Source organism: Streptomyces sp. H27-C3 (assembly GCF_030063415.1).
Lineage (GTDB): Bacteria > Actinomycetota > Actinomycetes > Streptomycetales > Streptomycetaceae > Streptomyces.
This window is the reverse complement of record NZ_JASITA010000004.1, coordinates 115,125-126,964: the sequence shown is the minus strand read 5'-3', so window position 1 is coordinate 126,964 and position 11,840 is coordinate 115,125. Positions and strand designations below refer to the sequence as shown.

At 71.7% G+C, this 11,840-nt stretch carries 11 protein-coding genes and 1 pseudogene; 10 read left to right on the top strand and 2 right to left on the bottom strand.

Annotated elements, in window-relative coordinates; translation table 11 throughout:
- Positions 1 to 109: 109 nt before the first annotated feature.
- The 4 genes and pseudogenes from QMK30_RS05420 to QMK30_RS05405 all read left to right on the top strand — a co-directional run.
- Positions 110 to 661 (top strand): annotated as a pseudogene (locus QMK30_RS05420) (hypothetical protein); the annotation flags it as partial.
- 195 nt (positions 662 to 856) lie between these two features.
- Positions 857 to 1,168, top strand: a complete 312-nt coding sequence (locus tag QMK30_RS05415; RefSeq protein ID WP_283515987.1) for a DUF6412 domain-containing protein — start codon at positions 857 to 859, stop codon at positions 1,166 to 1,168.
- 143 nt (positions 1,169 to 1,311) lie between these two features.
- The gene (locus QMK30_RS05410) at positions 1,312 to 2,076 is read left to right on the top strand and encodes a YidC/Oxa1 family membrane protein insertase (RefSeq protein ID WP_283515986.1); all 765 of its coding nucleotides are present in this window, start codon (positions 1,312 to 1,314) and stop codon (positions 2,074 to 2,076) included.
- A gap of 132 nt (positions 2,077 to 2,208) precedes the next feature.
- On the top strand, positions 2,209 to 3,066 hold the full coding sequence (locus tag QMK30_RS05405) for a fumarylacetoacetate hydrolase family protein (RefSeq protein ID WP_283515985.1): 858 nt from the start codon (positions 2,209 to 2,211) through the stop codon (positions 3,064 to 3,066).
- Positions 3,067 to 3,475: 409 nt separating this feature from the next.
- Here QMK30_RS05405 and QMK30_RS05400 read toward each other — a convergent pair whose 3' ends face one another.
- Both QMK30_RS05400 and QMK30_RS05395 read right to left on the bottom strand, forming a co-directional pair.
- Entirely contained in the window at positions 3,476 to 4,027 is a 552-nt protein-coding gene (locus QMK30_RS05400) for a heme-degrading domain-containing protein (RefSeq protein ID WP_283515984.1), read from the bottom strand.
- Positions 4,024 to 5,181 carry a Gfo/Idh/MocA family oxidoreductase gene (locus tag QMK30_RS05395; protein WP_283515983.1) on the bottom strand — a complete coding sequence of 386 codons (1,158 nt, stop codon included), beginning with the start codon at positions 5,179 to 5,181 and terminating at the stop codon, positions 4,024 to 4,026. Before QMK30_RS05395 ends, QMK30_RS05400 begins: the two co-directional genes overlap by 4 nt.
- 55 nt (positions 5,182 to 5,236) lie before the next feature.
- On the opposite strand from QMK30_RS05395, the gene QMK30_RS05390 reads away from it, so the two are divergent.
- The 6 genes from QMK30_RS05390 to QMK30_RS05365 all read left to right on the top strand — a co-directional run bounded on the left by QMK30_RS05390 (position 5,237) and on the right by QMK30_RS05365 (position 11,834).
- Entirely contained in the window at positions 5,237 to 6,559 is a 1,323-nt protein-coding gene (locus QMK30_RS05390; protein WP_283515982.1) for an ROK family transcriptional regulator, read from the top strand.
- A 167-nt stretch (positions 6,560 to 6,726) separates the two neighbouring features.
- A complete protein-coding gene (locus QMK30_RS05385; RefSeq protein WP_283515981.1) occupies positions 6,727 to 7,842 on the top strand; it encodes an LPXTG cell wall anchor domain-containing protein in 1,116 nt (371 codons plus the stop codon).
- A 156-nt stretch (positions 7,843 to 7,998) separates the two neighbouring features.
- On the top strand, positions 7,999 to 8,769 hold the full coding sequence (locus QMK30_RS05380) for a GntR family transcriptional regulator (protein WP_283515980.1): 771 nt from the start codon (positions 7,999 to 8,001) through the stop codon (positions 8,767 to 8,769).
- 103 nt (positions 8,770 to 8,872) lie between these two features.
- A complete protein-coding gene (locus QMK30_RS05375; protein WP_283515979.1) occupies positions 8,873 to 9,994 on the top strand; it encodes a TIGR03364 family FAD-dependent oxidoreductase in 1,122 nt (373 codons plus the stop codon).
- Between the two features lie 5 nt (positions 9,995 to 9,999).
- Complete coding sequence (locus QMK30_RS05370) at positions 10,000 to 10,785, top strand: phosphonatase-like hydrolase (RefSeq protein ID WP_283515978.1); 786 nt, start codon at positions 10,000 to 10,002, stop codon at positions 10,783 to 10,785.
- A complete protein-coding gene (locus QMK30_RS05365) occupies positions 10,782 to 11,834 on the top strand; it encodes an ABC transporter ATP-binding protein (protein ID WP_283515977.1) in 1,053 nt (350 codons plus the stop codon). The genes QMK30_RS05370 and QMK30_RS05365 overlap by 4 nt, the downstream gene beginning before the upstream one ends.
- Positions 11,835 to 11,840 lie beyond the last annotated feature (6 nt).

Here is an 11,840-nt window from a genome sequence, read left to right as displayed (position 1 = left end):
GGGGGGGTGGGGGGGGGGGGTTGGGGGCTTGGGGTGTCGCGCAGGCGCCGCCACGGGTGTCCGCCGGTGTGGAACGGGTGTCGGTTATGGTCCTGACCTGCTCAGACGCCTGCGCGGCAGCGCCTGGGTCTTGGTGCTCAAGGACGTGCTGGTCGTCGCGACGCTGGGCTTCCTCGCCGTGTACGTACCCTTCCACTACTTCGACGGGTACGGGCCCCTCCTCGACCGGATCGTCACCGAGAAGAGCGAGTGGCTGACCTTTCCCGGGCACGGGGACAGCGGGCTGGGGCAGGTCTGGTTCGTGACGACGTCCTTCCTGGATTCGCTGACCGTAGTGATCTTCTCGACCCCCGTCGCCGGGTACCTGGGGGCGCGCAACGCGGACGCGCTGCGGACGCTCGCGGGCGCGGTGAGCGGGCTCGTGGTGGGAGCGGGCGTGGTCTGCGCGCTGGTCTTCAGCGGGAACGATCCGGTGTGGGGGACGAATGCCGGGATCGTGGCGCTCGCGGGGAACTTGGTGGTCTCGTTGGGCGTCGGTAAGTACGGGCCTCGCGATCGCGACGAGCGGTCCGACGCGGAGGTGCTGGCATCGGATCCCGGTCCGGATGCCAGGGCCGACCACGCCCCGGACGCGGTCTCCGTCGAGGGTGCCAAGGCGTGAAGGTGCTGAGGGTGCGCCGACGTGAAGGTGTGACGGATCCCGCAGGGTTCGTTGTCGGTGGCGGGCGTTAGCATCGGAAGACAGTTGTACGAGCCGAGACAGCCGAGACAGCCGAGACAGCCGAGATCGGTGAGATCGGTGAGACAGCCGAGATCGGTGAGACAGTCGCGACAGACGCCAAGGGAAGGGGGAAGCATGATTGCGCGTTCCACGCGGATGTTGCGTCCCCTCGGGCTTGTGCTCTTCCTCCTCAGCGAGATCCTGCTCGTCGAGAACGGCAACTTCTCCGCCGCCGTCGCGGTCGCCGCCACCGCCGCGGCCGGCTCCGCGCTCACCGCCTGCGCGATCATCACCGCGCGCCGCGTGCCCGCCGTCCCGCTCACCCGGGTCCGTACGGCGATACGCGACCGTGAGCTGCGCACCGCGTTCCTGCCCCAGCGAGATCCCGATGCGCGCGGGCGGACCAGGCCCCGAGCCCCGGGGCGTCGTCTTCTGACGACCGCGTAGGGGCGCGCAGCTCCCTTCCTTCCTGGCTCGTTGAGCCGGAAATGGAGCGCGCGTAAGCTCGTACGTCCGTACCGCCCCCCTCGTGGGTCGTCATGCCGAGTTTTCTCTCTTCCGGCACGACGAGACCCCTCGGAGGGCTCCCCATGACCGTTTTCGCCAGCCTGGTCGAACACCTCGCCGATCTGCTCAACCCCCTCTTCCAGACCTCCGCCATGGCCGCCGCGATCGTGCTCTTCACCGCGCTCGTACGGCTCGCGATCCACCCCCTGTCGCGGGCGACGGCCCGTGGCCAGAAGGCGCGTACCAAGCTTGCGCCGCAGGTCGCCGAGCTGCGCAAGAAGCACAGCAAGAACCCGGAGCGCATGCAGAAGGCGATCATGGAACTGCACGCCGCCGAGAAGGTCTCGCCGCTGTCGGGGTGCCTGCCGAGCCTCTTCCAGATCCCGGCGTTCTTCCTGATGTACCACCTCTTCTCGAACCAGCGGATCGGCGGCGAACCGAACGCGCTCCTCAGCCACAAGCTCTTCGCCAGCCCGCTCGGTGACCGCTGGGCCGACGCGCTCGCGAACGGCGGGGTCTTCGGGGCGCAAGGGCTCGTGTACGTCGCCCTGTTCGTGATCGTCGCGGCGGTCGCCACCTTCAACTACCGGCGCACCAAGCTCCAGATGGCCGCCACGCCCATGCTTCCCGCCGGGCCGGACGGTCAGCAGATGCCCGGCATGGCCGCGATGGGGACGATGGCCAAGATCATGCCGCTGATGTCCTTCGCGACGCTCATCACGGTGGCCGTGGTGCCGCTGGCCGCCGCGCTGTACGTCGTCACCAGCACCACCTGGAGCGCGATCGAGCGGGCCTGCCTGTACCGGGACATTCCGGTCGGCGGGGCCGCGCTTGCTACTGCCGCGTAACAGTCCAGTCCGTGAACGGGGTCTTGCGGACTGGACCTCTACCTTGGAGGATCAGCCAATCCTCCGATGGCCGCACTCCATCGGCCGGGGCCGGGCGCGACAACTCGACCACTCGACCAGAGGAGACTGACCATGAAGCTGCTGCGGGTAGGAACAGTGGGAGCCGAACGTCCGGCGCTGCTCGACGGGGACGGGACGCTCAGGGACCTGTCGGGCGTCGTCACGGACATCAATGGCGGCCTGCTCGCCGACGAGGCCGCTCTCGGCCGGGTCCGCGCGGCGGCTGCCGCGGGTGACCTGCCAGTGATCGACGCGGAAGGAACGCGGGTCGGGCCGCCGCTCGCCGGGATCGGCAAGATCGTGTGTATCGGCCTGAACTACCACGACCATGCCGCCGAGGCGGGCGCGGCGATCCCCGCCGAGCCGATCATCTTCTTCAAGGCCCCGGACACGGTGGTTGGCCCCCACGACACCGTGCTCGTGCCGCGCGAGAGCATCAAGACCGACTGGGAGGTCGAGCTCGCCGTCGTCATCGGGCGTACGGCCCGCTACTTGGAGTCGGCCGAGGAGGGCCTCGCGCACGTCGCGGGGTACGCGGTCGCCCACGACGTCTCCGAGCGCGAGTTCCAGATCGAGCGCGGCGGGACCTGGGACAAGGGCAAGAACTGCGAGACGTTCAACCCGCTGGGCCCGTGGCTGGTGACCGCGGACGAGGTGCCGGATCCGCAGACGCTCGGCCTGAAGCTCTGGGTCAACGGCGAGCTGAGGCAGGACGGCACCACCGCCCAGCAGATCTTCCCGGTGGGTGAGGTGGTCAGGTACGTCAGCCGTTTCATGACGCTCTACCCGGGTGACGTGATCAACACGGGTACGCCGGCGGGCGTCGCGATGGGCCAGCCCGAGCCGAAGCCCTACCTGCGCTCCGGCGATGTGGTGGAGCTTGAGGTGGAGGGGCTGGGGCGGCAGCGGCAGGAGTTCAAGGACGCGTGATCGCCTCCCGGCGAGGGGGCGTGGGGGGTTGGTTCAGGAGGGCGTGCTCGGTTGAGGCGGCGGCCTGACCGCCTCCCCTGCCGGGGTTGCTGGCCGTCCGCCCCTGCTGGGGTTGTTGATCGCCCGCCCCGGCGGTTCGTCCACCGAGCCGACTCCCACGAAACCCACCCCCGCCGAGCCGACGCCGACGAACTCACCCCGCCGGACTCCCCCACATCCACCGGCGGCTCGACGGGTGGCTCCTACGGGGTTTCACCGGTGGCGACGGTGAGCTGCCGGACAGCGGGGCCGACGTCTCGGCGGACGAGCTCATCCTGCTGGGCGGCATCGCGGTGTCGCTCTCGCGGCGGGCACCGGGGTCGTGCTGGTCACCCGGCGCCGCCGCGCCACGGAGGAAATGCGGTGTGTGTTACGCCCTCATGCGTTCCAGCGCCTCGACGGCCAGCGCGTGGTCCTCGGCCTGGGGCAGGCCCGAGACCGTGACGACGCCGATGACTCCCGCGCCCTCGACCGTGATCGGGAACGCGCCGCCGTGCGCCGCGTACAGGTCGGGGTTGAGGCGCGAGGAGTCCTCGAAGGTTGTGCCCTTGGCCCGAAAACGGGTGCCGACCAGGAACGAGCTCTCCGCGTACCGCTCCACTACACGACGCTTGCGTTTGATCCAGGCGTCGTTGTCGGCGCTCGACCCGGGCAGCGCGCAGTGGAAGAGCTGCTGCGCGCCGCGCCGGATATCGATCGCCACGGGCGCGTCGCGCTCGCGCGCCAGCTCCACGAGCAGGCTGCCCAGCGTCCAGGCGTCCACGTGGGTGAAGCGGCGCAGAGTCAGGCGGCTCTGTTGCTCCACGAGTTCGGCCACGGAGGGGTTGGACGGGGTGGAGGGCGCGGAAGGGGCGGAAGGCGCGGAAGGGGTGGAAGGCGCGGAAGGGGTGGAAGGGGTGGAAGGGGTGGACCGGTTGCTCATGCGGAGGCCTCCGTGCTCGGCGTGCTCTGGGCGCTCTGGGTGTTCTCCGTGGGGATCTCCACGGTTACGCCCTCACTGGCCGAGCGGCGCGCGGCCTCCAGGACGTCGAGCGCCGCGGCTGCCTGCTCGGCGGTGACCGGGGGAGCGGAGCCTTCGCGCAGGGCGGTGGTGACGGCCGCGTAGTACGCCGGGTAGTCGCCCGGCAGCGTCGGGACCGGGGTGCCGCCGCCCGTCAGCGGGGAGTCGCCCGCGCCCAGGTGGCCCCAGAGCGACTCCGGCTCCTCGCCCCAGCTCTCGTCGACGGCGGGCCGCTTGCCCTCGCGGAGCGCGGCCTCCTGCGGGTCGAGGCCGTACTTCACATAGCCCGCGCGCGAGCCGAGCACACGGAAGCGCGGGCCGAGCTGGGCGGTGGTGGCGCTCGCGTAGAGGTGGGAGCGGACGCCGTTCGCGTGCGTGATCGCGATGAACGTGTCGTCGTCGGCCTCGGCGCCCGGACGGCGCACATCGGCCTCGGCGTAGACGCGGACCGCCGGGCCGAAGAGGACCAGGGCCTGGTCGACGACGTGGCTGCCCAGGTCGTACAGCAGCCCGCCGATCTCGGTCGGGTCGCCCGACTCGCGCCAGCCGCCCTTGGGTTGCGGGCGCCACCGCTCGAAGCGCGACTCGAAGCGCTGTACGTCGCCGAGCTCACCGGCGGCGAGCAACTGCTGGAGGGTGAGGAAGTCGTTGTCCCAGCGGCGGTTCTGGAAGACGGAGAGCAGCAGACCGCGGTCCTTGGCGAGCGCGGCGAGCTCGTGGGCCTCGGAGGCGGTGCCGGCCAGTGGCTTGTCCACCACGACCGGCAGGCCCGCCTTGAGGGCGGCGGTCGCGATCGGGACATGGGTCTTGTTGGGGGACGCGATCACGATCAGGTCGAGCTCGTCCGCGCGCGTCCACAGCTCGTCGGGCGAGGCCACGAAGCGCACGTCGGGGAACTCGGTGCGGGCCTGGTCGCGCCGCTCGTCGTTCGAGGTGACGATCGTGTCGAGGGTGAGGCCCTCGGTGGCGGCGATGAGCGGGGCGTGGAAGACGGAGCCCGCGAGGCCGTAGCCCACGAGTGCGACGCGCAGCGGGGCGCGGGATTCGGTGCCAGGGGCGATTCCGGTGCCAGTCATGCTCCCACTTAAACAACGCTGTTGCCAAAGTGCAAGCGCGGGAGACAATGGGCCGGTGAACAGGAGCAATACGGGAGTAAATCTGCCGGGGCTGCGCAGCCACAACGCGGCGCTGGTCCTCGACCTGCTGCGGGCGGCCGGGCCCGACGGCATCAGCCGCCTTGAGCTGGCCGAAGGCACCGGGCTCACGCCGCAGGCCGTCAGCAAGATCACCGCACGGCTGCGGGCGGAGGGGCTGCTGGCGGAGGCGGGCCACCGCGCGTCGACGGGCGGCAAGCCGCGCACGGTGCTCCGGCTGGTGCCGGACGCGGGTTACGCGGTGGGGGTGCATCTGGACCGGGACGAGCTGATGTCGGTGCTGATGGATCTGACGGGCGAGGTGGTGGCGGTACGGAGGGCTCCGCTGGACTTCGGGGCGGGGGTGGAGGTGGTGGTCGATGCGGTGGTCCGGGAGGTCGCGGCGCTGGGCTTTCCCCCTGCCGGGCCCTTCTCGGAGCCGGGGGCGGGGGCGGAGCCATGGGCGGGGCCCGTCACGGCGGCGCCGGGCGGCGCTGTGGTGCCCGCCCCCGGATCCGCCCCGGAGCGGGGGGGGGGCCCCGGCCCGGTCGCGCCGGGCGGCGTTGCGGGGCCGGGCGCCGCCCCGGAGGCGGGGCCCGATCGCGCTCCCGGGGCCCCCGCCTCCGCACCCCCTGCCTCCCCCACCCCCACTCCCGGGAAGTTGCTCGGGGTCGGGGTGGCTGTTCCCGGGCCGCTCGATCATGGGCAGGGGGTGTTGCACCGTGTCACCGGGTTTCCGCAGTGGGACGGGGTGCGGCTGCGGGACGTGCTGGCCGAGCGGCTCGGGCTGGCCGTCGTGCTCGACAAGGACACCAACGCCGCCGCCCTCGGGCTCGCCCTGCGCGCCCGGCCCGCCGCCGGGGAGTCCTTCGCGTACCTCCATCTCGGAACGGGGCTCGGCGCCGGGCTCGTCCTTGGGGGCGCCCTCTACCGTGGCGCGCGCACCGGCGCGGGGGAGTTCGGGCATCAGACCGTGCAGCTGGACGGGCCCGTGTGCGGCTGCGGTGGACGTGGCTGCATCGAGGCGCTCTGCCTTGCCGCCGTCGCCCGCGGCGACATCGCCGAAGCCGCGCGCGTCCTCGGGACCGGGGCCGCCAATCTCGTCGGCCTGCTCGATATCGAACGGGTGTTGCTCGGCGGCCGGGTCGTCGCCGCGCACGAAGGCGAATTCGTACAGGGCGTGGGCGACGTACTCGCCGAACTCGCCCGGCGTGAGGGTCGATCGGCGGCCGTGCCGGTGGTCGCCGCCGGTGATGACGGGCGTGGGGTGGCTTGCGGAGCGGCCCAGTTGGTCCTGGCCCCCCTCTTCGGGCGCGTGTGAGCCGGTCGCGGACCTCCTAGGCCATCGGGTGGGTTTCTCCCGGCGGTCGGGGGGTGCGCGGGCGTGGCGTCCCCGGCCCTTCGCGCGCGCGTGGCAGGGTCACGGCCCATGACCGGGTGACACCGGCCGGCCCGCCCGACCGCTTCGCGATCTGAAAAGGCCTCACCATGCGACTGCGCAGTGCCCTTGCCCTCGGAGTTACGGCAGCCATGGCCGCCCCGGTGGCGGCCGCCGTCGCGGCGGACGCCCGTACGGCGGTGGGCAGCACGGCCTACGTGACGCAGAGACAGACGCAGGCTCAGGGCCAGGCGGAGACGCAGGCTCAGGGCCGTACGCAGACGCAAGCTCCAGGCCGGACACAGAAGCAAGCGCAGACGCAAACCCAGCCCCAGACCCAGCCCCACATCCAGCCCCAGCCGAAGCGCCGCCAGTGGCGGATCCCGCCCGCCCCTTCGTGTGGCGACCCCTCCTCCGCCGGATTCCCCATCGACACCCGCATCCACGGCGGGCCCGACACCTACCGGCCCGGTGACGGCTTCCAGGCCTGGTACGTCGACCTGGCCAACACGACGACCCGGCCCTGCCGGAACATCCACCCCGTCGTCGTCCTCATCGACCGCGCCCGCACCCTCGCCCCGGACCAGATCCGGCTGGAGTTCCACGACCCGGCCGCGGACCGCTGGCACCCCGTCCGCTTCGAGAAGACCGACGAGGACGAGCTCGTCGGCGCCTTCGACGACGGCTTTCCCGGCTTCGCGGTCCCCGCGGGCAAGACCCTCCCCGTGAAGGTCAGGCTCGCCTTCACCGCCGACGTCCACACCGGCCAGGTCGTCGCCAACGCCGCTACCGTCCAGCGGCAGGGCGACGACGGCGACTGGGTCGGCGAGTCGAACGACTACCGCTTCACCATGGCCGCAGGAACCGCCGGCGACAGCAGCAGCGATGGTGACATCGACATCGACGGTGACATCGACATCGACGGCGATGGTGACATCGACGGTGACATCGACATCGACGGCGATGGTGACATCGACATCGACGGTGACATCGACATCGACATCGACAGTGACAGTGACAGTGACAGTGACAGCGGTAGCGGCAGAGACAGTGACAGCGACAACCACCGCAGCGACGGCACAGGCTCCGCGCAGCCGCCCTCCTCGCTCGCCAAGACCGGCTCGGAGCATCTGCTCGGGCTCGGGGTCACCGCCGGCGTTCTCCTCCTCCTCGGCGGCGGTGCGCTCGTGGTGGGGCGTCGGCGTTTCCGTACCGGGAGGTACTGAGCAGCCGCCCCACCACCCTCCGGAAGGCAGTGCCCGCGTCGCGCCGGCCGAGTCACCAACGGCGACGCGGGCACCGCTGCGTTCAGCGGTCGGCCGGGTGGTGAGCGACATCGTGCGTTCACCCTGTCGTTCGTCTTCGTCTGCGAGCATCCATCCGTGGACTACCCGAACGCGCACGACCAGACCCCTGGCGCACCGATCCGCTCCGGCATCCCGGAGCACGGCCGCATTCCCAAGTACTACGTCGTGAAGGCGCATGTCGCCGCGCTGATAAGCGAGTTGGGCGAGGGTGGGCTGCTCCCCACTGAGAGGGACCTCGCCCTGCGGTACGAGGTCTCGCGCGAGACGGTACGTCAGGCGCTGCGCGAGCTCCTCCTGGAGGGCCGGCTGCGGCGCCGCGGACGTGGCACCGTCGTCGCAGGGCCCAAGCTCGAACAGCCTCTCGCCCTGGCCAGTTACACCGAGGGCGTACGCCGCCAGTCCCGCAGGCCCGGCCGTCATCTCATCGGCCTCGACCGCTTCCCCTGCCCCGAATCCCTGGCCGCCGAGGTCGGCGCCGCACCCGGCGAACCGGTCTGGCACCTGGAGCGCGTGCTGCTCGCGGACGACGAGCGCGTCGGCCTGGAGAGCACCTATGTCGCGGTCTCCCGGGTGCCCCGCCTGGACACCGACTTCGAGCCCGACTCGTCCTTCTACGCGTACCTCCGCGACCGGGTCGGCGTGTCCTTCGGCGAAGCCGACGAGCGCATCGAGACGGTCCTCGCCACCCCCCGCGAGGCATTGCTCATCGGCACCCCGCCAGCCCTCCCCATGCTGCTGATCCACCGGCTCTCGCGGGATCTCGCGGGCCGGCCGCTGGAGCGCGTACGCACGCTTTTCCGGGGCGATCGCTTCAGCTTCACCGTGCGGCTCGGCAGTCAGGGGTAGGTCACGAAAACGTAACGGGTCTGGTCCATCCTTGGGTGGCTGTTCACCTCGCCGTTGCTGCGCGGATCGTTGCGGGCCATTCGGCCCGAGGAGCGTTGCCGCCGTGAGAGTCATAGTTGTTGGAGCCGGCGTCGTGGGAACCATGCATGCCTGGCATGCGGTGGAACGCGGCCACGAGGTCGTACAGATCGAGCGCGAGAGCGAGGCGCGCGGCGCCTCCCTTCGCAACTTCGGCCAGATATGGGTCAGCGGGCGCGCGGGCGGTGAGGAGCTTCGGACCGCGCTGCGCGCCCGTGAGCTGTGGGAAGGCATCGGGGAGCGGGTGCCGGGCCTGGGCTTCCGGGCCATCGGTTCGCTCACGCCCGTACGCAACGACCTGGAACTGGCCGTCGCCGAGGCCGCGCTGAGCAGAGCGGACGCCGTCGACCGCGGCTACAAACTGCTGACGGCCGACGAGGCGCGGGGCATCAACCCGGCCCTGCGCGGTGAGTTCAGCGCCGCGCTGTGGTGCGAGCGGGACGCGGCCGTCGAGCCGCGCACCGCTCAACTCGCTCTCAAGGCGGAGCTGCTGGCGTCCGGGCGGTACACCTACCTGGGCGGTCGCGAAGTCCGCGAAGTCGTCGGGGAGAACGCGGTCCGCGACGACCATGGCGACGTACACACCGGTGACGCCGTCCTGCTCTGCCCCGGCGCCGCGCTCTCCGGTCTCGTTCGCGAGCTCGTGCCCGACCTGCCCGTACGCCGCGTCCGCCTCCAGATGATGCAGACCGAGCCGCTCGGCGAGGCGCTCACCACATCCGTCGCCGACGCGGACAGCTTCCGCTACTACCCGGCGTACGCGAGCGAGGCACTCGACGCGCTCAACGCCGGACAGGACCAGACGCCGACGGCAGCCGCGCACAAGATGCAGCTTCTGATGGTGCAGCGCCGCGACGGCGGACTGACGATCGGCGACACCCACGAGTACGAGCACCCCTTCGCCTTCGACGTCGTCGAGGAGCCCTACGAACACCTCGCCCGGGTCGTTGAGTCCTTCCTCGGCCGCCCGCTGCCGAAGATCAGGCACCGCTGGGCCGGGGTGTACGCGCAGTGCACCGACAAGAGCCGCGTCGTCCACCGCCAGCAGGTGCGCGACGGGGTGTGGCTGGTGACCGGGCCCGGCGGGCGCGGCATGACCTGCTCGCCGGCGATCGCCGAGACAACCGCGAACGAACTGGGCTGGTGACGCACATGAACCAAGCACGTCCGACGAACACGATCGACACGAGCGACCGGATCGACACGAGCGATCGGATCGACACGAGCGATCGGATCGACACGAGCGATCGGATCGACACGATCAAGCTGGTCGTCCTCGACATGGCCGGCACCACCGTCGCCGACGGCGGGCTGGTCGAGCAGGCCTTCTCCGCAGCCGCCGAGCGGCTCGGCGTCGAGCCCGGGTCGGCCGACCACGCCGAGAAGCTCGCCTACGTACGCGCCACCATGGGCGAGTCCAAGATCTCCGTGTTCCGGCACCTCTTCGGCGAGGAGGTCCTGGCCCAGCGGGCCAACACCGCCTTCGAGGAGGCCTACGGCGAGCTCGTCGGCGCCGGGCACATCGCGCCCCTGCCCGGCGCCCGCGAAGCCGTCGAGAAGCTGCGCGCCGACGGGCGCACGGTCGCCCTGAGCACCGGGTTCGCCCGCGTCACGCAGGACGCGATCCTCGCCGCGCTCGGCTGGCAGGACCTGGTCGAGCTGACACTGTGCCCGGCGGACGCGGGGCGCGGGCGGCCGTACCCGGACATGGTGCTCGCCGCGTTCCTGCGGACCGGGGCGGCCGACGGGGTCCGGGAGATCGCGGTCGCCGGGGACACGTCGTACGACATGCTCAGTGGCGTACGCTCCGGCGCCGGCGTCGTCGCCGGGGTGCTGACCGGTGCGCACGACCGCGACCAACTGGTGGCGCACGGCGCGACCCATGTGCTCGGCTCCGTCGCCGAGCTGCCCGGGTTGCTGGCGCGGGAGGGCCGGTGACCAGCGGCATTCGCTTCGACCGGGTGTCGGTCGCGTACGGCGGGAACACCGTGCTCGACGCCCTGGACCTGACGGTGGAGCCCGGCGAGGTCATGGCCCTGCTCGGCCCGTCCGGCTCGGGCAAGACCACCGCGCTGCGGGCCGTCGCCGGATTCGTCCGGCCCGTCTCCGGGCGGGTGTTCATCGGGGACCGCGATGTCACCGCGCTGCCGCCGCACCGGCGCGGCATCGGGATGGTCGTCCAGCAGTACGCGCTCTTCCCGCACTTGAGGGTCGAGGACAACGTCGCCTTCGGGCTGAAGGCGCAGAAGGCGCCCACGGCGGAGATCCCGGGGCGGGTCGCCGAGGCGCTGGAGATGACCGGCATGGCGGCGTACGCCAAGCGCTATCCGCGCGAGCTGTCCGGCGGCCAGCAGCAGCGCGTCGCCATCGCCCGCGCGCTGGCCATCAGGCCCGGCGTACTGCTGCTCGACGAGCCGCTCTCCGCGCTCGACGCGCAGCTCAGGTCCGGCATGCTGGCGGAACTGGCCCGACTGCACCGGGAGTTGCCGGATGTCTCCATCCTGTACGTCACGCACGACCAGGTCGAGGCGCTGACCCTCGCGGACCGCATCGCCGTCATGGACAAGGCCCGGCTGCAGGACTGCGGGACCCCGCAGCAGCTGTACCGGCGCCCCACCACGGAGTTCACCGCGTCGTTCGTCGGCAACGCGAACCTGCTGCCGGTCACGGTCGGCGCGGGCAGTGTGAGCTTCGGCGGCCAGGAACTGAAGGTCGCCACCGACGAGGCCGCACCGGGCGCCACGGCGACGCTGTGCGTCCGCCCGCACCTGGTCGGGCTCGGCGACGGCCCGAACGCGCTGCGGGGCACGATCGCCGAGGTCCAGTGGCGCGGCGCCACGCACCGGCTGTACGTCGACGTGGCCGGCCACCGGCTGAAGGCGGACCTGCGGGAGCTTCGGGAAACGCCGGAGCTGGGCACCGAGGTCACCGTGCACTTCGCGTCCGAGGACGCGGTGCTGCTGGGGGCGGGGGTGTCGGGTGGCTAGCACCGA